We start from the raw sequence: 20,153 nt of genomic DNA, 5'->3' as shown, positions 1-20,153 counted from the left end.
CAGACTCGTGTATCAGGAAGATGACAAACCGCAGGAAAGCCTGCAAAGCCGCTCAATCCACCGATAAGAGCCTTTCCTGGTCGGAGTGCCGCAGCTGACCGTGAAAACTCCGATGTCAGCTCCCCGTTACCATCAGATCAAAAAGTTCCGCTGCGCTTATTTCCGTACTGTTCCCACGGGTCGATTGATGTATGGAGGAAGCTTCAAAAGACTTCGAACAACGCTGGAGGCGGCGATGGATCACCAGGAAAAATCCAAATCGGAAAAGAATTTGACGGGCGGCAGCCTCGACGAGCAGGCGCTTTTCTTCCACCGCTATCCGCGCCCCGGCAAGCTGGAAATCCAGGCGACCAAGCCGCTCGGCAACCAGCGCGACCTGGCGCTTGCCTATTCTCCCGGTGTCGCCGCTCCCTGCCTCGCCATCCGTGACAATCCGGAGCAGGCAGCCGATTATACGTCCCGCGCCAATCTCGTTGCCGTCATCTCCAACGGTACTGCCGTGCTCGGCCTCGGCAATATCGGCCCGCTTGCCTCCAAGCCGGTCATGGAAGGCAAGGCTGTCCTCTTCAAGAAATTCGCCGGCATCGACGTCTTCGATATCGAAGTGGATGCGGCAGATGTCGACCAGATGGTTTCCACCGTCGCCTCGCTGGAGCCGACCTTCGGCGGCATCAACCTCGAAGACATCAAGGCGCCGGAATGCTTCCGCATCGAGAAGCAACTGCGCGAGAAGATGAAGATCCCGGTCTTCCATGACGACCAGCATGGCACCGCGATCATCGTCGCAGCCGCCATTCTCAACGGCTTGGAACTCGCCGGAAAGAAGATCGATGAGGTGAAGATCGTCGCCTCCGGCGCCGGTGCCGCCGCCCTTGCCTGTCTCAACCTGCTGGTGACGCTCGGCGCCAAACGCGAAAACATCTGGGTCCACGATCTCGAAGGCCTCGTCTATGAAGGCCGCGTCGAGCTGATGGACGAGTGGAAGGCGATCTACGCTCAGAAGAGCGACACGCGCACGCTTGCCGAAAATATCGGCGGCGCCGACGTTTTCCTCGGCCTGTCAGCGGCCGGCGTGCTGAAGCCGGAACTCCTGGCGCAGATGGCCGAAAAGCCGCTCATCATGGCGCTTGCCAATCCGACGCCAGAGATCATGCCGGATCTTGCCCGCGCCGCCCGCCCCGATGCGATGATCTGCACCGGCCGTTCCGACTTCCCGAACCAGGTCAATAACGTTCTCTGCTTCCCCTATATTTTCAGGGGTGCTCTGGACTGTGGCGCCGAGACGATCAACGAGGAAATGAAGATGGCGGCTGTGCGCGCCATCGCGGCCCTTGCCCGCGAAGAGCCATCGGACGTTGCCGCCCGCGCCTATTCCGGCGAAACCCCGGTCTTCGGGCCCGACTACCTCATCCCCTCGCCCTTCGATCCGCGCCTGATCCTGCGCATCGCGCCTGCCGTTGCCAAGGCTGCGGCCGAAAGCGGCGTAGCGCGCCGCCCGATCACGGATTTCGACGCCTATCTCGACCAGCTGAACCGCTTTGTCTTCCGCTCCGGCTTCGTCATGAAGCCGATCTTCACGGCTGCCAAGGTGGCGGAGCGCAAGCGCGTCATCTTCTCGGAAGGCGAAGACGAACGCGTGCTGCGCGCCGCCCAGGTGCTGCTTGAAGAAGGCATCGCCGAACCGATCATCATCGGCCGTCCTCAGGTCATTGAAACGCGCCTGAAGCGTTACGGCCTGCGCATTCGCCCGCTGCAGGATTTCGATGTCATCAACCCCGAGGACGATCCGCGCTTCCGCGAATATGTCGATCTCTATCTGCAGCTCGTCGGGCGCCGCGGCGTCATCCCGGAAGCGGCCCGTACCATCGTGCGCACCAACACGACCGTCATCGGTGCCTTGGCGCTGAAGCGTGGCGAAGCCGATGCGCTGATCTGCGGCCTTGAAGGCCGTTATGAGAAGCATCTGCGCGACGTGCGCCAGATCATCGGCAAGCGCCCGAACGTGCGCGATTTCTCCGCGCTCAGCCTGTTGATCTCGCAGCGCGGCGCGACCTTCTTCACAGACACCTATGTGACCTTCAACCCGACGGCTGAGGAAATCGCCGAGGCGGCGGTTCTGGCTGCCGAGGAAATCAAGCGCTTCGGCATCACGCCGCGTGCTGCCCTCGTCTCGCATTCGAACTTCGGCTCGCGCGAGTCTGAAAGCGCAAGCAAGATGCGCAACGCCCTGCAGCTGGTTCGCGAGGCGGCACCGGATCTCGAAGTCGACGGCGAAATGCATGGCGAAAGCGCGATCTCCGAGGAGCTGCGCCGCCGCGTCATGCCGCATACTACGCTGCATGGCGAAGCCAACCTGCTGGTCTTCCCGAACCTCGATGCGGCCAATATCACCCTCGGCGTCGTGAAATCGATGACCGACGGCCTGCATGTTGGCCCGATCCTGCTCGGTACGGCGATGCCGGCCCATATCCTGGCGCCGTCGGTCACCTCTCGCGGTGTGGTCAATATGGCAGCGCTTGCTGTCGTCGAGGCATCGCAGCCGGCGTAACTTGCGCTGCGGCCGTCTGCGAAATGACGACCGCTGACATCAGGCACGCCGTATCGAACGGCGTCCCTGATCCGACAGTTCATCCGCGCGTTCGTTGCCTTCAATGCCGGAATGACCCTTGCACCAGGCAATTGTTATTAGTGGATTCCGGGATAGCTCGATGTCGAGCGCTTTCCAGAGTTTGGCATCCGATATCGCTCTGTTTCTGGCCCTGCCGTTCGGATTGCTTTTCTTCCAGCCATTGTTCCTCCAGATGGGGCGCCAGCTGTTGCAGCCTTCGACGGTGTAGACGGAATCGGACCAGATGATCGCGGCTGCGCCGGGTACCGTGCGGCCGATCCAGATTGCCGCCTCAAGCAACGCGGTCAGTTCCATCGTGTTGTTGGCGCCATTCTCCACGCCGCCGGAACCGGTGCCTATTTCCACCCCGTCGCGATAGGCGATGAAGGCCCATCCGCCGTGCCCCGAGCGAGGCTCAAAACAACCGTCCACGAAGAGGTGTAGGCCGTGTCCGGTTTCCGGTATTCCTGCTGTCGCTTCGGTGAGGTGAGTTTCGTCGGAAATGCCTGTCATATCAGCTGTCTAGAGATCAACGGGCTCCTCGCGTGATTGCAGGAGCGAAGGTATGCAAGCATTAGGCTTGCTGGATAAGATTGCAAAAATGCGCTAGGAATTACTGCGAGCTTATTAAGGGAAATACGTTAAGACAAAGCGCGGTGGATTGAAGCCGCAATTCACCGATAGATGCTTTTCTCATTCCGGGACGACGTCGTGAAGCGCCGAAACCTGTATCTTGTTTTCTTTCTGGCATTCGCGGTTCCGGCAGCAGCTGAGACCAACGCGATCTGTGAAGATCTGCGTGGACGCCTGGCCGATCTGCCGCAAACCTTCGGCAATAATGGCCCCGAGATGCGCCAATATGCAGGCGCGCTTGCCGAACAGAATCTGGAACTGCGCAAGGTGCGCGGCGATCTGCGCCGGTATGGCTGCACCTCCGGCAGCATGGTCGTCCTCGGCGGTGAGAATGCGGGATTCTGCGAGGAACTCGAGCAGGCGCAAGCAAAGATGGTCGACAATATCCGCTATCTGCAGGACCGCCGAAGCGAACTGCGCCAGTCCGGCGCCGATCCGGCCCGCGAAGGCCTGATGGCGGCCCTCGAAGACAATGGCTGCAACAGCGACAGCTTTACAGAATCCGCGCAAGGTGACGCCTATGCACCCGCTCCTTCCATCGAGGAGCAGGCAATGCGCGGCGATACCTTCATTCCACTCGGCGGCGGTGAGCGTTACGGCCTGCCGCGGGCCGAAATGCTTTCGCCCGTCAGCACCATCTGCGTGCGCACCTGTGATGGCGGCTTCTTCCCGATCAGCAACAATGCCACTTCGGTCGATTTCGGCCGCGATGCCGCGACGTGCTCGAAAATGTGCCCCGGTGTGGAGACGGAACTCTATTACCGGGATATTTCCAGCACCGAAGCCTCGAACATGATCTCGACGGCAACAGGCGCGCCCTATGGCGCGATGAAGAACGCCTTCGCCTACAAGACCCGCGCGCCTGGCGAAAAATCCGCCTGCTCGTGCAATCTCAGCGCCTATTACGAGGAAATGCGCAAGAGCCAGACGGCCTCTGCTCCGGCGCCTGAGCCGAAAAGCTCCATCACCACGGTCCACACCGAAGCTCCGAAAGCGGCAAGCGCCCCGCCTGCCCCGCAGGTCCAGGTACCGGATCGTCCCTATGATCCCGCCAGCAACAAGGTGCGCCAGGTCGGCCCGCAATTCCTCGCCGGCGATCAGGGCAAGATCGATCTCGCCAATCCCGCGGCATCGGGCCCGCAGCCCCAACAGCAGCAATAATCACGATCTCGGTGCAATAGAAACCGCGCTATCAGCTGGACACGCGATGCTCTCTGAAGGCGGCTGCCAGCGTGCGTAGTGCCGCGCGCGATTTGGCGTCCGTCAGCGTCGAATGCAGCACGATCTCCGAAGACGGCAATGGCGGCAGGCCGAAACGCTCGCTGACTTCGACAGTGCCGACGGGGGCCAGGCGATAGGAGAAGGTCGAGACGGCAAGCCCGGCCGAAACGGCCGCGGTCACAGCCGAAGAGCCGCCGCCGAGGAAGACTTCGGTCCAGGGAATGCCCGCCGCATCAAGCGCGCGGGTGCAGACAGCCCTCACTCCGCAGGTCGGCGATAGTGCTGCAAGACGCAACGGCTCGCCGCGGCGATACTCGAATTGTGGCGTGGCGAACCAGCCGAAATGCTCAGGCCCCAGAACCTCGCCGTCGCGCCGGTCTTCGTCCCTGCGGATGATCGCCGCATCCAGTTCGCCGCGATCGAAAGCTGCAAGCAGGGTGCAGGAATTATCGATCCGCACCTCGATCGTCAGACCCGGATCATGGGCGTTGAGGCGCGCAAGCAGTGTCGGAACCTCCGGCCCGGCCACATGCGCGGCAATGCCGATCGTGAAATGGCGGCGCGACGAAGAGAGTGCCGCAACGGCCCTGTCATGGGCTTCGAGGAATTCCCGTGCGGCCTGTAGAAACACTGCCCCCTGCGCCGAAAGCCGCACCAGCCGGGGTGTGCGTTCGATCAGCCGGTGGCCGAGCCGCTCCTCCAGCCGCTTCAGTTTGACGCTGATCGCTCCTTGCGTGCTGCCGAGTTCGTTGGCGGCGCGGGTGAAACTCTTGTTGTCGGCGATCGCCACGAAGGCCTGAACGGAATCGACATCGAGCATGGTTGAAACCAATCATTCGAATTTGTTGTGTCTGAAATATGTAATCATCCAATTCTGTAATGATCAAGTCCCGCCTATGCTGACGCAAATGGACCACAGCGGATGTCACGTTGTGCGCCTCAACGTCGAAAGGCCAAAACATGCCCCCTGATTCCCATTCATCCCCTCGTGCGCGGGGCATCATTGCCCTGCTGGCTGCCTGTCTCTCCTCGCTGATGTTCGGCCTCGAAATATCGAGCGTGCCGGCAATCCTGCCCACTTTGGAAAAAGTGCTTCACGCCGATTTCAGTGCCCTGCAATGGATCATGAACGCCTATACGATCGCCGTTACGACGGTGCTGATGGCCGCAGGCACACTGGCCGACCGCTACGGCCGCAAGCGCGTCTTCCTGATCGGCATTGCCGTCTTCGGCCTCACCTCGCTGATTGCCGGCCTCGCGCAGGATGTTTCGCTGCTGATCGTTGCTCGTTTTCTGCAGGGAATGAGCGGCGGCTTCATGCTGATCTGCCAGGTAGCCGTGCTCTCCCATCAATTCCAAGAGGGCCGCGCCCGTAGTATCGCCTTCGGCTGGTGGGGCATCATTTTCGGCATCGGCCTGGGCTTCGGCCCGATCGTCGGCGTCGGCATCGTGGCGGTGGCCGGATGGCAATGGGTATTCCTCATCCATGCCGTGCTGGCGGCTGTGACAATCGCTCTCGCGCTGACGGGAATTCAGGAATCGCGTGATCCTGCAGCCGGACGGCTCGATATCGCCGGCATCGCTACCCTTTCGCTGGCGGTCTTCTGCCTTGCCTTCTTCATCACCCAGGGGCCTGCTCTCGGTTTTGCGAGCCCGGCTGCGCTTGGCATTATCGGACTTGGTGCCGCAAGCCTCGTCGCCTTCGTCGTTGCCGAAAAGCTGAACCCGCGACCGATGTTCGATGCCTCGGTGTTCCGCATCCGCACCTTCTCGGGCGCCATTGTCGGTTCGGCCGCCATGAATATCAGCTTCTGGCCTTTCATGATCTATTTGCCGATCTGGTATGAAGCCGGCCTCGGTTACGGCAGTGTGGCCGCCGGCATCGCCTTGCTGGCCTATACGCTGCCGACGCTGGTCGTGCCGCCGCTTGCCGAGCAGCTTATGCTGCGCTACCGGCCGGGTATCATCATTCCCGGCGGCCTTTTCACCATCGGGCTCGGCTTCCTGCTGATGAAGTCAGGCAGCGCCGCCGCCGCGCCAAGCTGGCTGACGATGCTGCCCGGCGCGCTGCTTGCCGGCATCGGGCTTGGCTTCACCAATACCCCGGTCACCAACACGACAACCGGTGCGGTATCCAGCGACCGCGCCGGCATGGCCTCCGGCATCGACATGAGCGCCCGGATGATCTCGCTCGCGATCAACATCGCAGTCATGGGCTTCATCCTGTTCAGTGGTGTGCTCTCCCATCTGAAGAGCGCCTTGCCGAACTCGATGGACGCAGGCGATCTGCGCCTGCTTGCCGAACGGATCTCCGCCGGCAGCATCGCCGCCCTGCCTGATATTCCCGCCGAGACGGTGCATGATGCGCTGGTCGCAGGCTTCGGCGGTGTCATGCTCTATGGAGCGATCGGCGTCTGGATTCTCGCTGCTGCGAGCTTCCTCACCTTTGGCCATTGGAGAACACCGGCCTGCCCCAAGGATTGCAGCACCCAGCCGGCCGAGTGAAGCACACCCGCGCCGGCTCAAACCGGCGCTGCCTCGCCTTCCACCTGCCCCCAGCCGTCATGGAAAACCAGCTCTTCCAGCGCCACCCGCTGCCGCCAGCCTTTGACCGCCAGTTCCGGCTCCTCGTAGAGCCGGTCGACGAAGCCGGCGCAGAGCCAGGCGACCACTTCGATATGATCGGGAATGCCAAGTATCTCCTTGAGGTCGCCCTCGCGAAAGATGCTGACCCAGCCGATGCCGACGCCTTCGGCACGGGCCGCGAGCCACAGGTTCTGGATGGCGCAGACGGTGGAATAGCTGTCCATGCGCGGATTATGCGTGCGTCCCAGCACGACGCTGCCGCTGCGGGTGGGATCGCAGGTCACGCAGATGCCGAGCGGCGCCTGGACAATGCCTTCGAGCTTCAGTGAACGATACTTTTCCTGCCGCTCGCCGTTGAACATGCGGGCCGCTTCCTCATTCGCCCCGAGGAACGCATCGCGCACGCGCGCCCTCACCTCGGCGCTTTTCACCAGAATGAAATTCCACGGCTGCATGAAACCGACCGAAGGCGCGTGGTGCGCCGCCGTCAAAAGCCGCGTCACCAGATCGTCCGGCAAGGGATCGGGCAGGAACTGGCTGCGCACGTCGCGCCGCGTCATGATCGCGTGATAGACGGCCTCGCGTTCGGCCGCAGAAAAGCTGGATGCCGGACAAACGGCATCATCAATGGGTCGCATCGTCAAATCCCCAACAACGCAACCGCCCGCCGTCCGCGCGGGTTGGGTCTATCTTGCCAGGCCGGTCTTCTGACTCGGCGTCCTTCGCTTCGCCGCTGCCTTCCCGGCCGCAAGGCCAGTGGCGTAGTTTGAACGGCGAGCGTCAGCCTTACAGCGTTGGGCACGTTCCGGTCTTCCACCGGATTCCCGATTCTCCCGCTGGTGACAGCGGGCACCTGACAGGGCGATCTATGGCGCGGAAAGGGCATGGCCGCAAGCCACATGCGACATTCATTTCGTGGACAGGTTGAAAATGCTGGCCTAGAACGAGACCCTGATCCGAGCGGCGCCATTGGCGTCGAATCCCTTCTCCTTGCATCCCGGTTGCCCGTGTCCCGCTTAACGCCGATGATCCTTGCGGTCGCCCTGTTCATGGAACAGATGGATTCGACCGTGATCGCCACCAGCCTGCCGGCTATAGCGGCCGATATCGGCACTTCGCCGATCGCGCTGAAGCTTGCGGTAACCAGCTACCTTGTGGCGCTTGCGATCTTCATTCCGATCAGCGGCTGGATGTCGGATCGCTTCGGCGCGCGCAACATTTTCCGTCTGGCAATCTCCGTTTTCATGGCCGGTTCGATCGCCTGCGCCTTTTCCAATTCCATCGCAGCCTTCGTCATTTCCCGGCTCATCCAGGGCGCCGGCGGCTCGATGATGACGCCGGTCGGACGGCTGCTTCTGGTGCGCGGCACGCCACGTCACCAGCTGGTGAATGCCATGGCGTGGCTCACCATACCCGCTCTTATCGGCCCGATCATGGGCCCGCCGATCGGCGGCTTCCTGACGACCTATCTCAGCTGGCACTGGATCTTCTGGATCAATGTGCCGATCGGCATTATCGGCATTGCGCTGGTCACCCGCTTCCTGCCGGCAATTGAGCCGCGCAGCCCGAAGCCGATGGATTTTCCGGGTTTCTTCCTGTCCGGGATCGGCTTTGCCGGCTTCGTCTTCGGCATATCCGTCATCAGCCTGCCCGCCGTTCCCGTCATCTACGGCTATGTCACAGTCGCGGTCGGCGTCCTCTCCGGCATCCTGTATTTCGTCCATGCCAGGCGCACGCCGCATCCGTTGCTTGATCCGAAAATGTTCCGCTACCCGATGTTTCGGGCGGCGATCCTCGGCGCCTCGAATTTCCGCATGGGGCTCGGCGCGCTGCCCTTCCTCATGCCGTTGATGCTGCAGCTCGGTTTCGGCCTGACACCGCTGCAGTCTGGCTCTGTCACCTTCGTCAGCGCACTCGGCTCCATGGGTTCGAAATTCGCCGCAACCCGCACCTATAACGCCTTCGGCTTCCGCAACGTCATCGCGCTCACTACCTTCCTTGCCGCAATCTTCCTCGGTGTGAACGGCCTCTTCACTGCTCAAACGCCGATCTATCTCATCATGGGCTCTCTTCTCGTCGGCGGACTGCTGCGCTCCATGGCCTTCTCGGGTGTCAACGCCATGGCCTTCGGGGATGTCGACGAGGCCGACAGCAGTCAGGCGACGGCCATCAATGCCGTGGCGCAGCGCATCTCCATGGCCATGGGTGTTGCAGTCGCAGGGACGATCCTGGAAGTGTCCGCCAGCTTCCACGGCGGCCAACTTACGGTCACCGATTTCCATATCGCCTTCTTCATCGTGGCAGGGATTTCCTCACTCGCCTGCATCACTTTCCTGCGCCTGCCCGCCAATGCAGGCGATGACATGACGACACGCCGCGGCAAGCATGGACATGCCGAAGCGGCTGCGCCGGAAGATGCCCAGAGAGAGGCAATGGCCGAAAGCCGATAAAACTTCACAGGCCTGTCATTTTTCCTCACAGAATCCACGTGACAATTCCAATTCGCATGTCTACATAGGCGGCATGTCGATTTCGTCCGTTTACGCATCGCGATTTTATTCGTACCGCTGCTTCCAGCGGATGCGGGTCTGTGCGTAACCGAAACTAACGCGACGACACACCCGAACAGCCGCTAGTCAACCTGGCGGCTTTTTTGTTCCGCCACGGTATGACCAAACAGGAGAGCATACCGTGACTGACACTATTGATGATCTGCGCATCGTCGAGATCACCCCGCTGACCAAGCCTGCCGATATTATCAAGGAAATCCCGCGTGACCGAGCGGTGACCGAGACCGTGACCGGCACGCGCGACACGATCCACAATATCCTGACGGGCAAGGACGACCGCCAGCTGGTCATCATCGGTCCCTGCTCGATCCATGATCCGGCAGCCGCCCGCGAATACGCGTCCCGTCTCGTCGAGCAGCGACGACGCCTCTCCGGCGATCTCGAAATCGTCATGCGCGTCTATTTCGAAAAGCCCCGCACCACCGTCGGCTGGAAGGGTTTGATGAACGACCCGCATCTCGACGGCAGCTACCGCATTGAGGAAGGCCTGCGCCTCGCCCGCCGCCTGCTGCTCGACATCAACGCCATGGGCCTGCCGGCCGGCTGCGAATTCCTCGATACGATCACGCCGCAGTACATCGCCGATCTCGTCAGCTACGGCGCCATCGGCGCGCGCACGACCGAAAGCCAGATCCACCGTCAGCTCGCCTCGGGTCTCTCCTGCCCGATCGGCTTCAAGAACGGCACGGACGGCAGCGCGCGTGTCGCGCTCGACGCGATCATGGCGGCTTCCCAGCCGCATCATTTCCCGGCGGTCACCAAGGATGGACAGGCAGCGATCGCCTCCACCCGCGGCAACGAGGACTGCCACATCATTCTGCGTGGCGGCAAGCGCCCGAACTATGAGGCAGCCGACGTGCAGGCCGTTATCGCCGAGGCAACCAAGCTCGGTGTCGACCCGCGCATGCTGATCGACGCCAGCCACGCCAACAGCGGCAAGGATCCGATGAACCAGCCGAAGGTCGTCCACGACGTCGCCGGCCAGATCGTCGCCGGCAACGATCACATCAAGGGCATGATGATCGAGAGCAACCTCGTCGCCGGCCGCCAGGATCTCGTCCCCGGCAAGCCGCTCGTCTATGGCCAGTCGATCACCGACGGCTGCATCGGCTGGGATATGTCGGTCGACGTGCTCGAGGATCTCGCCAAGGCCGTCCGCGATCGCCGCAAGGCCGCTGTTGCGGCTTGATAGGCAGCATCAAGCGCGGCAGGCAGACACCCGCCGCCCATTCACATAATGCCGATATTGCGCCGCCTCTCCTTAACCGGTGAGGCGCCCGATCGCCAGTGAGGCTTTCACGAAATACGCCTGTGCAAGCACTTAGAGGCGACAAGCAAATTATAATCGGCCACCGCGCGGATAGAGTCGAAATATTCACTCTCGTCGTCAACGACGTCACTTAAAAACAGGCGCGCAATCTTGTCCTGTGACTGGAGCGTGACTTCCTCTTCAGGCGAAAGCGGCAGATCATCGAAGAAGTTCATGGCGTTGTAATTTCTGAAGTAAGTCTCGTTGCCACAAGCATATTTAATATCATGCTGAATGTAGAATTTGGCGATGGGGAGCGCCATCTGGTTCAGAGTTTGAGACTCCTGGTATTTTCCGAACCATCGCAGATACTCGACCGGAAACATAACAAACAGTAAAGCACGGCAGCAGATCAGGCAGGCGAATGCCGCGAGCAATACCTTGCGCATAATTGTGTAACGATCCCTCTCATGAACGGGTAATGCCTATCTCAGAAGGGTCGCGTGAGACTTGAGGCGCCACCGCCATCATCAAATGGCGGTGCGCCCTCTCAAGATCTCGCCGGAAAATACCGTACGAAAGCGAATTCCTCGCCATCAGGCGACCAGTTCGGCACGTTGATCGTGCCCTGCCCGCCGAAAAGCTCGAACAGCTCCGTCAGATTGCCGCCGTCCATGTCCATCATCCTGAGGCGCACATTCAGATCGCGCGGATGATCGAAAACGTCGGGGTCGTAGGAGAGGATCAGCACCTTGTCATTGTTGGGCGATGGATGAGCGAACCAGTTGCCGTAATTGTCCGATGTCACCTGCTCGAGACCCGTACCGTCGGGGTGGATGCGCCAGATCTGCATCAGCCCGGTACGGCTCGAATTGAAATAGATCCACTGCCCGTCGGCGGACCAGTCCGGCCCGTCATTGCGGCCCTCGCCATGCGTCAGCCGCTTCTCCTCACCACCATTGACCGAGATCGTATAGATATCGAAGACGTCGTTGCGGATACCGCAATAGGCAAGCTCGCGCCCGTCTGGCGACCAGCCGTGCCAGTAGGACGGCAGGTTCCTGGTGATCAGACGCGGCTTGCCGCCTTCGATCGGCAGGATGTAGATCGCCGACTTGCCGAATTCGGTCTTGTCGGAAATGACGATCTGCTCGCCATCGGGCGATATCCCGTGGTCATTGTTGCAATGGACCGCAAAGCCGGTATCGACACGCTCCACCAGGTCGCTGCCGTCGAGACGCAGGCGATAGAGCAGCCCGTCGCCATTGATCAGCAGATAGGCGCCGTCCCGCGAGAAATTCGGCGCCTCCACCAGCGCTTCCGTCTGCCAGATGACACGGCTTTCACCCCGCCGCACATTGTAGATTTCAACTGAGCTGCGCATTCATCCCTCCCAGATATTTGAAGCGTCTCAGCGATCCCGGAACCGGTTGGTGATCGGGTAGCGCCGGTCGCGGCCGAAATTCTTCTTCGTGATCTTCACGCCCGGTGCCGACTGGCGGCGCTTGTATTCGGCGAGATAGAGCAGATGCTCGATGCGGTGCACCGTCTCGACATCATGGCCGCGCGCCACGATCTCCTCGACCGCCATTTCCCGTTCGACCAGGCATTCAAGAATGTCGTCGAGCGCTGGATAAGGCGGCAGCGAATCCTGGTCCTTCTGATCCGGGCGAAGTTCGGCCGACGGCGCCTTGTCGATAATATTCTGCGGAATGACTACACCTGAGGGGCCGAGCGCATCCGGCGGCACATTCTCGTTGCGCCAGCGGGCCAGCGCATAGACCTGCATCTTGTAGAGGTCCTTGATCGGGTTGAAGCCGCCGTTCATGTCGCCGTAGAGCGTCGCATAGCCGACCGACATTTCCGACTTATTGCCGGTGGTGACGACCATCGAGCCGAACTTGTTGGAGATCGCCATGAGGATGACGCCGCGTGCGCGGCTCTGCAGGTTTTCCTCGGTGATGCCGCTGTCTGTGCCCTCGAAGAGATTCGAGAGTGCGGATGAAAAGCCAGCAACCGGTTCTTCGATCGGAACGATGTCATAGCGGCAGCCAAGCGCCTTGGCGCAATCGGCGGCGTCCTTGAACGAATCCTCCGATGTATAGCGGTAGGGCAACATCACCGTGCGCACCCGCTCCTCGCCGAGCGCATCGACGGCAATTGCCGCGCAGATCGCCGAATCGATGCCGCCGGAAAGCCCGAGCACGACATTCTTGAAGCCGTTCTTGTTCACATAGTCGCGGAAGCCGAGCAGGCAGGCGCGGTAGTCAGCTTCTTCGCTCTCGGGTATGCGCGCCATCGGCCCTTGCGAGCAATGCCAGCCGTTTTCGGTGCGTTTCCAGGTGGTGACGGCCAGTGCCGTTTCGAACTGGCTGAGCTGGAAGGCGAGCGACTTGTCGGCGTTGAAGGCGAAGCTTGCGCCATCGAAGACGAGCTCGTCCTGGCCGCCGAGCTGGGCGGCATAGACCATCGGCAGGCCGGTTTCGATCACCTGTTTCAGCACGACCTGATGACGGATATCGACCTTGCCGCGATAATAGGGCGAACCGTTCGGCACGAGCAGGATTTCCGCCCCGCTTTCGGCCAGCGTCTCGCAGACGCCGAGATCGCCCCAGATATCTTCGCAGATCGGAATGCCGATGCGCACGCCGCGAAAGTTCACCGGCCCCGGCATGGCGCCCTGATCGAAGACGCGCTTCTCATCGAACTCGCCATAGTTCGGCAGGTCGATCTTGTCTCTGACGGCGATCACCTTGCCGCCGTCGAGCACGGCGATGGAATTGTAGCGGCCCGTCTCGTCCTGGCGCGGGAAGCCGATGACGATGCCCGGTCCGCCATCGGCGGTATCGGCCGCAAGGCTTTCCACCGCTTTCCAGCAGGCTTGGATGAACGCCGGCTTCAGAACGAGGTCTTCCGGCGGGTAACCGGAGATGAAAAGCTCGGTCATCATGAGCAGTTGCGCGCCCTGGCGGGCTGCATCGGCACGCGCCTCGCGCACCTTGGCAAGGTTTCCGGCGACATCGCCCACCGTGGGGTTCAGCTGGGCGATGGCGATGTTGAACGTATGGGAGAGAGCGTTTTCCTGTGTCATGTCATTCATTTAATCCGCCCCTTCGTGCACCGCAATAAGCGGCGTCAAAAGCCGTATCGATCTGCGGCGAAAATTTGATGAATGCTGACTCACACCTCTGTTTGCCTTGCGCGACGCCGATACGCATTGCAATTTGCGGCAGTGGCGGAATACTGCGCGCCAATTCGATCCATTCCCGGGACAATGCCATGTATAATCTTCCTAATTTCGTCCACCTGCATTTCGGCAAATCGGCCGAAGAACTGGGTGACATCGAAAAGCGCGTGCTGGCCAAGGCACATGAGCGCAAGATCATCTCCACCGACATCAACGCCGCCATTGCTGCCGAATCCTCCGTCGGCCAGCGGTTGGCGGATGGCATCGCCCGCGTCGGCGGCTCATGGTCTTTCATCCTCGCCTTCCTCGCTTTCCTCGTGATCTGGACGGTCATCAATACGGTCATCCTGATGACCCGCGCCTTCGACCCCTATCCCTTCGTTTTCCTGAACCTGATCCTCTCCATGCTCGCCGCCATCCAGGCGCCGATCATCATGATGTCGCAGAACCGTCAGGCCGAACGCGACCGTTTCGAAGCGGCCAAGGATTACGAGGTGAACCTGAAAGCAGAACTGGAGGTGCTCTCGTTGCATCAGAAGATCGACATGCGGGTTCTGACGGAACTGACCGCGCTGCGCGAAGACGTCTCCCGGCTGAACGCAATCCTTGGGGAACGCGGACAGGCTTGACGCCGCTAAAATAGCGTGGCCTTAAACATCTGAAATCCCCTTGCAATTCCCGCCCTGCCGCTGCGTTTCATTTGACAGGGCGCTGCCATTGGGATCAACCTGCCGGCACCACGCAAGGGGCCGGGCTTGGAAGAAGAGTTTCACTTCGGCGCATTTTCGATCGTGCCCGCCAGGCGCAGCCTGATGCGGAACGGTTCTGCCGTGCCGCTCGGTAGCCGCGCCGTCGACATACTCCTGTTTCTGCTCCATCATCCGGGCGAGTTGAAGACCAATGCCGAGATCGTCAGGCAGGTCTGGCCTGAGACTTTCGTGGATGAGGCCAATTTGCGCGTCCATGTTTCGGCGCTGCGCAAGGCATTGGGCGACGTCAGGCGCGAGCCGCAGTTCATCGCCAATGTGCCGGGCCGCGGCTATACGTTCATCGCTCCCGTCAACCGCCGCAGCAATGGCGCTGAGCCTGCCGCCGCCTCACCGATACCTCAGAAATCCCGTCCGGAACGCCTGCCTGGGCGCATCTTCGGCCGCGAACAGACGATCGCGGCCGTGGCCGGACAGCTTGCCAAGAGCCGGCTGGTGACGATTGCCGGTCCTGGCGGCATCGGCAAGTCCACCGTCGCCCGCGCCCTGATTGCGCGCGGCGGCTTCGAAGGCGAAATCGTCTGGATCGACCTGTCGGAAGTCGCGACCGGAAATCTTGTGCCCACCGTCTTGGCGTCTGCGCTCGGCATCCTCTCCCGCAGCGATGACATCGTCAGGGAAATCGCCGTCCATCTGCAGCCACGCAACCTCCTGCTCGTGCTGGATAGCTGCGAGCATGTCGTGGCCGATATCGCCGAGCTTGCCGAGGATCTGCTCGCGGAAGCGCCCGATCTGCATATCCTCGCCACCAGCCGTGAGCCGCTGCGCGCCGATGGCGAACGCGTTCACCGCCTGCTGCCCCTCGATCTGCCGGCGTCCGCCGTGACAGCGGAAGCTGCTCTCGTCTCGCCCGCCGTCCAGCTCTTCGTCGAACGCGCCGATGCCTGCCTCGGCGGTTACGAACTGACGGATGAGGATGCCACCGATGTCGTCGATATCTGCACGAGGCTCGACGGTATCGCGCTGGCAATCGAGCTTGCGGCCGGCAGGCTGGAGGCGACGGGCATTGCCGCCCTCTCCCGCTCGCTGTCCGACTGTTTCCGGGTATTGACCCGCGGCCGGCGCACGGCCCTGCCGCGCCACCAGACGCTGCGCGCCACGCTCGACTGGAGCTATCTCATCCTGTCGCAGGAGGAGCAGCAGGCCCTGCGCGAACTCTCCGTCTTCCGCGGCCGCTTCAGTGGCAGGGCCGCAGGTGCCGTGCTCTCCGGCAGCGAGCCAGAGGATCTGCTTGCCGCCCTCGTCGCCAAATCGCTGGTCGTGGTCGAGAGCGCGACCGACGAAACGCTTTACCGGCTGCTGGATACGACGCGCCTCTATGCCGGTGAGAAACTTGCCGGATCGGGTGAACTCCCCGGTGCCATGGCCCGCTTCTCGACTCATCTCTCCGTCGCGCTCGAAAGCGCCGAGCAGGATCTCTACGCCGCCCTGCCGGAGGAATGGCCTGACGATTTCGCCCAGCAGGTTCCGGGTTTGCGCGCAGCCGTCGACTGGGCCTTCGGTCCATTCGGCGATGCGTTGCTCGGCGTGCGTCTGACGGTCGCTGCCCTGCCACTCTTCTTCCGCCTGTCGCTGCTTGACGAATGCCTGGCCGCGCTGACCCATGCGATCGCCTTTCTCGATGCCCGCCCAGGCCTGGATGAGAGGAGCCGCATGAAGCTCTATGCCGCACTGGGCTGGCCGCAGCTGCGCGCCACCCATGCGCCGGAACTCGGCGTCGCTGCCTGGACGACGGCCAGGCGCATTGCCGAGGAGCTCGGCGATATCGACCATCAGTTGCGCGCCATCTGGGCGCTCTGGGTCGACATGCTGAACCGCGCCGAGCCCCGCCAGGGGCTGGAGCTGGCGGCGCGTTTTACAGCCCTTGCTCCCTCCTCCTCCGATCCGAGCGATATCATCATCGGCAGGCGCATGAGGGCCGCAACGCTGCATTGGCTCGGCCGCCATGCCGAATCCCGCGATGAGCTTCTGGCCATGCTGGCCGACTACGAGCATGTGCCTCAGGCGCACCACTCCGTGCGCTTCCAGTTCGACCAGCGCGTGACGGCGCGCATCATCCTGGCCCGTTGCCTCTGGATGTCGGGCGACGAGAAGGCCGCGCTGGACGAGGCCGAAGAGACAATGCGCTACGCCCGCGAGATCGGCCACAACCATTCGATCAGCAATCTGCTCGCCGAGGCCGTCTGCCCGCTTGCGCTTCTCTCCGGCAATGACGAAGAAGCCGCGAACGCGATCCGGCTGCTGCGCGACCATACCAAGGCCCTGTCACTCGATGTCTGGCACACCTATGCCGATGGATTCGAAGCGGAGCTGCATCTGCATGCCGGCGAATACCGGCTCTGCCTCGCAAAGCTGCGTCCGGCGATGGATATCCTCGATCGCGCCGGCTTCAACCTATTCCGCACCTACTTCCAGTCCATTGAGGCGCAAGCCCTTTCCGGCCTCGGCCAGCATGCAGAGGCCGGCGGAGTAATCGATGCTGCGCTTGTCCATTGCGATGTCTCGGGCGAACGCTGGTGCCTGCCCGAACTCCTGCGGGTGAAAGCACTGGTCACCGCAAAGGGACAGGGGCCGGACGCGCTGGATGCCGCTTCGGCGATCCTCGAAGTGGCACGCACAGCTGCAAGACAGGATCGCGCTGCCGGCTGGGAACGCCGCATCAACCTCGAACTCGAAGCCCTCGGCCATGAGCCGGCGCAGCTTTCGGGTGCTGCGGGCTGAACCTCTTTACACCGATTTACAACGATCAACTCGTCCGCCACTCGCCATCCGTGCATCATTGCCCTTCAAGAGGAGCATGCCATGGACGGCGACATACCCATTCGTTTTCTGATCGTTCTCGCCATGGATGGAGATAGCAGCGAGGTCCGGATCTCACGCCTCGCGCCGGCCTATTATCTCTTCAGAGACGCACATGCAGAAGTCGTCCTCGCAACCCCGTCAGGCGGATTCCCTGATCTGACCAGCGAGTTGCGTCAGACCACCCATCCGGAACCATCGACCCGCCGCTTCCTCGACGACCGCGCTGCCCGAGATGATCTCGCCGATACGCTACATCTCGGCCAGATCGTGACGGAGGATTTCGATGCTGCCTTCTGTATCGGTCTTTCCGGCCCGCTCTGGTTGGCCGATGGCGTTGCAGCCACGATCCGCACCTTCCTGACCTTGGGCAAGCCTGTCGCCATTGTGCCCGGCAAGCATCTGGACATAACACCTGAAGGTGCTTCCGCCGGTCTTCTGATCCTCGGTGACAGCGAATCCTCAACGCTTCTTTCGGCCCATGCCTTGCTCAAGGTGGCGCTGGAACGGCGCAACGCCCCGGCAACGGCCAACTGAAAGCCTCTTTCAAGGTTTGCAAAGAACTATTTGCAAAGAATCGTTTGCGATATTAGGCTGTCACCATGAAACCGCCAGTCCCTACACAGGCGTCAGCCACCTCGCGTAACGTCAGCGAGATCGTTCCCGATGTCACCGCGCTGAAGGCGCTCGCCCATCCGGTGCGCCTGCGCATGCTCGGCATGCTGCGCATAGATGGTCCCGCAACGGCAACCCAGCTTGCCGCGCGCCTCGGCCTTAACAGCGGTGCCACGAGCTACCACCTGCGCCAGCTCGCCCAATATGGTTTCATCGAGGACGCGCCTGCGACATCGCGCCGGGATCGCTGGTGGAAGGCGTCCCACGAGATCACCTCGGTGCGACCGGCGGAAAGCGAAGGTGAGGCTTTCGACATGGACGTCGCCTTCGCGCAGGCGATACTCTCCCAGCAGGTCGGCCAGATGCAGAAGGCGGCGGAGGAATATGCCGAACTGCCGCTCGAATGGCGCAAGGCCAGCACTGCAAGCGACATCGTCATTCCGCTGACCGCCGAGAAAGCCGAAGCCCTGACGAGGCGGCTGAACGAGTTTCTCATGGAAGCGATGCGTGAAGCTCCGGCCCTTGGCGAGCCACTGCCCGCCGACACGGTGCCTTTCACTGTCATGCTGCACGCCTTTCCCTATCCGGGCCGCCTGCCGCATGGCGAGGAAGAGAGCGAGCCATGAGCCGCAGCCCTTTTGTCGCGCTCGCAGTTGCAGAAACGCTCTCCCTTTCGGGCACGCGCCTCTCGGGCATCGCCATTCCCTGGTTGGTACTGAGCACCACAGGCAGCGCCATGCTGACTGGTATCGTCGCCATGATGGAAATGCTGCCCTATGTCGTCGCCAAGGCGCTCGGCGGCCCCATGATCGATCGTGTCGGCCCCAAACGCGTTGCCATCATCTGCGACAGCGCCTCGGTGATCACGGTCGGTCTCGTGCCGCTCCTGCATCTCCTCGACCTGCTCACCATGCCGATCCTATTGCCGATTGTCTTTGTCATGGGGGTGCTGCGCGGCCCCTCCGATGCTGCAAAACAATCCATGGTCCCCGATATTGCTGGGCTTGCCGCCGTGCCGCTGGAGCGTGTCACCGGTGTCATCGGCGTCATCGACCGCCTCGCATCGACGGTGGGTGCGGCAGGTGCCGGTGGGTTGATTGCCCTTGTCGGGCCGAGCCAGGCGCTGGTGGTCAACGCCGTCACCTTCGCCGCTTCCGCGCTGATCGTCGCTATCGGCATTCCTGCAATTCGGCATGCAGTGAAGTCCGCAGCATCCGGCATCAAGGCCTATGGGCGGGAACTCGCGGAAGGCTGGCACTTCATGCGGCGTGATGCCGTGCTCGTCGCAATCGTGCTGATGGTAGCGACCACCAACTTGCTCGATCAGGCCTACTATGTCGTCCTGGTTCCGGTCTGGACCCAGGGTTCGGGCCATGGCCCGGCCCTGCTCGGAACCCTGTTTGCCGTCTTCTCTTGTGCGTCGATGATCGGCGCTGCGATTGCCGCCATGATCGGCGAACGCCTACCGCGGCTTGCCGTCTACACGGTCGCCTTTCTGTTGACGGGTTTCCCCCGCTTCCTGGTCTTTGCAATGGACTCCCCACTCGCCCTGATCTTCGCGATCCTCGCCATCGGCGGCTTCGCCTCGGGCTTCCTCAATCCCATTATCACGGCTGTGCTTTTCGAGCGTATCCCCAAGCCGCTGATGGGGCGCGTCACCTCGCTGAATGCCGCACTCTGCTGGGCGCTCATTCCCTTCGGCGGCCTTGTCGGCGGCGCGCTGATCGATGGCTTCGGCCTCTCGGCCGCACTTTTCCTGACGGGCCTTGCCTACCTCGTGACGACGCTTGCACCGCTGGCACATCGCAGTTTCCGCGGCTTCGACAAGAGGCGGGCGGGTGACGTCGCGATCTCCTGAACAGATCGCAAACGGTGCATGGGCAAAGGTGCCTCTTTCCGCTATTCGGTCATCAGCGAA

Annotated in this window: 17 protein-coding genes and 1 riboswitch; of the genes, 10 read left to right on the top strand and 7 right to left on the bottom strand. The window is 61.9% G+C overall.

Annotated features, from left to right (window positions below; translation table 11 throughout):
• Positions 1 to 235: 235 nt before the first annotated feature.
• Positions 236 to 2,548: an NADP-dependent malic enzyme gene (locus FHX06_RS08300; protein WP_029868789.1), complete on the top strand. Its 2,313-nt coding sequence runs from the start codon at positions 236 to 238 to the stop codon at positions 2,546 to 2,548.
• A 39-nt stretch (positions 2,549 to 2,587) separates the two neighbouring features.
• On the opposite strand, the gene FHX06_RS08295 is transcribed toward FHX06_RS08300, so the two are convergent.
• Positions 2,588 to 3,121 carry a ribonuclease H gene (locus FHX06_RS08295; RefSeq protein WP_183878901.1) on the bottom strand — a complete coding sequence of 178 codons (534 nt, stop codon included), beginning with the start codon at positions 3,119 to 3,121 and terminating at the stop codon, positions 2,588 to 2,590.
• 198 nt (positions 3,122 to 3,319) lie between these two features.
• Between FHX06_RS08295 and FHX06_RS08290 the strand changes: the two genes are divergently transcribed.
• Positions 3,320 to 4,402, top strand: a complete 1,083-nt coding sequence (locus FHX06_RS08290; protein ID WP_183878899.1) for a DUF2865 domain-containing protein — start codon at positions 3,320 to 3,322, stop codon at positions 4,400 to 4,402.
• A 31-nt stretch (positions 4,403 to 4,433) separates the two neighbouring features.
• Here the strand turns inward: FHX06_RS08290 and FHX06_RS08285 are convergent, their stop codons facing one another.
• Positions 4,434 to 5,282, bottom strand: a complete 849-nt coding sequence (locus tag FHX06_RS08285; protein WP_113015804.1) for a LysR family transcriptional regulator — start codon at positions 5,280 to 5,282, stop codon at positions 4,434 to 4,436.
• Positions 5,283 to 5,422: 140 nt separating this feature from the next.
• Between FHX06_RS08285 and FHX06_RS08280 the strand changes: the two genes are divergently transcribed.
• Positions 5,423 to 6,967 (top strand): MFS transporter, encoded by a 1,545-nt coding sequence (locus FHX06_RS08280; RefSeq protein ID WP_113116820.1) that lies wholly within the window; start codon positions 5,423 to 5,425, stop codon positions 6,965 to 6,967.
• Positions 6,968 to 6,984: 17 nt separating this feature from the next.
• Here FHX06_RS08280 and bluB read toward each other — a convergent pair whose 3' ends face one another.
• Positions 6,985 to 7,686, bottom strand: a complete 702-nt coding sequence (gene bluB, locus FHX06_RS08275) for a 5,6-dimethylbenzimidazole synthase (RefSeq protein WP_113206283.1) — start codon at positions 7,684 to 7,686, stop codon at positions 6,985 to 6,987.
• Positions 7,687 to 7,727: 41 nt separating this feature from the next.
• Positions 7,728 to 7,920, bottom strand: a riboswitch (cobalamin riboswitch).
• Positions 7,921 to 8,073: 153 nt separating this feature from the next.
• Between bluB and FHX06_RS08270 the strand changes: the two genes are divergently transcribed.
• Both FHX06_RS08270 and FHX06_RS08265 read left to right on the top strand, forming a co-directional pair.
• Positions 8,074 to 9,498 (top strand): MFS transporter, encoded by a 1,425-nt coding sequence (locus tag FHX06_RS08270; RefSeq protein WP_183878897.1) that lies wholly within the window; start codon positions 8,074 to 8,076, stop codon positions 9,496 to 9,498.
• Positions 9,499 to 9,739: 241 nt separating this feature from the next.
• Entirely contained in the window at positions 9,740 to 10,807 is a 1,068-nt protein-coding gene (locus tag FHX06_RS08265; protein WP_113202543.1) for a 3-deoxy-7-phosphoheptulonate synthase, read from the top strand.
• 107 nt (positions 10,808 to 10,914) lie between these two features.
• Here FHX06_RS08265 and FHX06_RS08260 read toward each other — a convergent pair whose 3' ends face one another.
• From FHX06_RS08260 to FHX06_RS08245, 4 genes are all read right to left on the bottom strand, one after another.
• On the bottom strand, positions 10,915 to 11,316 hold the full coding sequence (locus FHX06_RS08260; protein WP_113116824.1) for a hypothetical protein: 402 nt from the start codon (positions 11,314 to 11,316) through the stop codon (positions 10,915 to 10,917).
• Positions 11,317 to 11,417: 101 nt separating this feature from the next.
• A complete protein-coding gene (locus FHX06_RS08255) occupies positions 11,418 to 12,251 on the bottom strand; it encodes a TolB family protein (RefSeq protein WP_183878895.1) in 834 nt (277 codons plus the stop codon).
• 27 nt (positions 12,252 to 12,278) lie between these two features.
• Positions 12,279 to 13,958, bottom strand: a complete 1,680-nt coding sequence (locus tag FHX06_RS08250; protein ID WP_113202644.1) for an NAD+ synthase — start codon at positions 13,956 to 13,958, stop codon at positions 12,279 to 12,281.
• A 1-nt stretch (position 13,959) separates the two neighbouring features.
• The gene (locus FHX06_RS08245) at positions 13,960 to 14,148 is read right to left on the bottom strand and encodes a hypothetical protein (RefSeq protein ID WP_113202541.1); all 189 of its coding nucleotides are present in this window, start codon (positions 14,146 to 14,148) and stop codon (positions 13,960 to 13,962) included.
• On the opposite strand from FHX06_RS08245, the gene FHX06_RS08240 reads away from it, so the two are divergent.
• From FHX06_RS08240 to FHX06_RS08220, 5 genes are all read left to right on the top strand, one after another.
• Complete coding sequence (locus tag FHX06_RS08240; RefSeq protein WP_112547326.1) at positions 14,147 to 14,683, top strand: DUF1003 domain-containing protein; 537 nt, start codon at positions 14,147 to 14,149, stop codon at positions 14,681 to 14,683. The two genes, FHX06_RS08245 and FHX06_RS08240, sit on opposite strands and share 2 nt — an antisense overlap.
• Before the next feature lie 126 nt (positions 14,684 to 14,809).
• Positions 14,810 to 17,542: an ATP-binding protein gene (locus tag FHX06_RS08235; RefSeq protein ID WP_183878893.1), complete on the top strand. Its 2,733-nt coding sequence runs from the start codon at positions 14,810 to 14,812 to the stop codon at positions 17,540 to 17,542.
• A gap of 81 nt (positions 17,543 to 17,623) precedes the next feature.
• Positions 17,624 to 18,157: a transporter gene (locus FHX06_RS08230; RefSeq protein WP_183878891.1), complete on the top strand. Its 534-nt coding sequence runs from the start codon at positions 17,624 to 17,626 to the stop codon at positions 18,155 to 18,157.
• Positions 18,158 to 18,222: 65 nt separating this feature from the next.
• Positions 18,223 to 18,861 (top strand): ArsR/SmtB family transcription factor, encoded by a 639-nt coding sequence (locus tag FHX06_RS08225; RefSeq protein WP_113210410.1) that lies wholly within the window; start codon positions 18,223 to 18,225, stop codon positions 18,859 to 18,861.
• Positions 18,858 to 20,093 carry an MFS transporter gene (locus FHX06_RS08220; RefSeq protein WP_113210409.1) on the top strand — a complete coding sequence of 412 codons (1,236 nt, stop codon included), beginning with the start codon at positions 18,858 to 18,860 and terminating at the stop codon, positions 20,091 to 20,093. Before FHX06_RS08225 ends, FHX06_RS08220 begins: the two co-directional genes overlap by 4 nt.
• Positions 20,094 to 20,153 lie beyond the last annotated feature (60 nt).

Source organism: Rhizobium sp. BK512, assembly GCF_014194915.1.
GTDB lineage: Bacteria > Pseudomonadota > Alphaproteobacteria > Rhizobiales > Rhizobiaceae > Rhizobium.
This window is presented reverse-complemented; position numbering and strand designations above follow the sequence as displayed.

Excerpts from the sequence above, each read along its gene's own strand:
- FHX06_RS08300 (WP_029868789.1), top strand. The coding sequence starts at position 236 with ATGGATCACCAGGAAAAATCCAAATCGGAAAAGAATTTGACGGGCGGC.
- FHX06_RS08295 (WP_183878901.1), bottom strand. The coding sequence starts at position 3,121 with ATGACAGGCATTTCCGACGAAACTCACCTCACCGAAGCGACAGCAGGA.
- FHX06_RS08285 (WP_113015804.1), bottom strand. The coding sequence starts at position 5,282 with ATGCTCGATGTCGATTCCGTTCAGGCCTTCGTGGCGATCGCCGACAAC.
- FHX06_RS08280 (WP_113116820.1), top strand. The coding sequence starts at position 5,423 with ATGCCCCCTGATTCCCATTCATCCCCTCGTGCGCGGGGCATCATTGCC.
- bluB (WP_113206283.1), bottom strand. The coding sequence starts at position 7,686 with ATGCGACCCATTGATGATGCCGTTTGTCCGGCATCCAGCTTTTCTGCG.
- FHX06_RS08270 (WP_183878897.1), top strand. The coding sequence starts at position 8,074 with ATGATCCTTGCGGTCGCCCTGTTCATGGAACAGATGGATTCGACCGTG.
- FHX06_RS08260 (WP_113116824.1), bottom strand. The coding sequence starts at position 11,316 with ATGCGCAAGGTATTGCTCGCGGCATTCGCCTGCCTGATCTGCTGCCGT.
- FHX06_RS08255 (WP_183878895.1), bottom strand. The coding sequence starts at position 12,251 with ATGCGCAGCTCAGTTGAAATCTACAATGTGCGGCGGGGTGAAAGCCGT.
- FHX06_RS08250 (WP_113202644.1), bottom strand. The coding sequence starts at position 13,958 with ATGACACAGGAAAACGCTCTCTCCCATACGTTCAACATCGCCATCGCC.
- FHX06_RS08240 (WP_112547326.1), top strand. The coding sequence starts at position 14,147 with ATGTATAATCTTCCTAATTTCGTCCACCTGCATTTCGGCAAATCGGCC.
- FHX06_RS08245 (WP_113202541.1), bottom strand. The coding sequence starts at position 14,148 with ATGGCATTGTCCCGGGAATGGATCGAATTGGCGCGCAGTATTCCGCCA.
- FHX06_RS08230 (WP_183878891.1), top strand. The coding sequence starts at position 17,624 with ATGGACGGCGACATACCCATTCGTTTTCTGATCGTTCTCGCCATGGAT.
- FHX06_RS08225 (WP_113210410.1), top strand. The coding sequence starts at position 18,223 with ATGAAACCGCCAGTCCCTACACAGGCGTCAGCCACCTCGCGTAACGTC.
- FHX06_RS08220 (WP_113210409.1), top strand. The coding sequence starts at position 18,858 with ATGAGCCGCAGCCCTTTTGTCGCGCTCGCAGTTGCAGAAACGCTCTCC.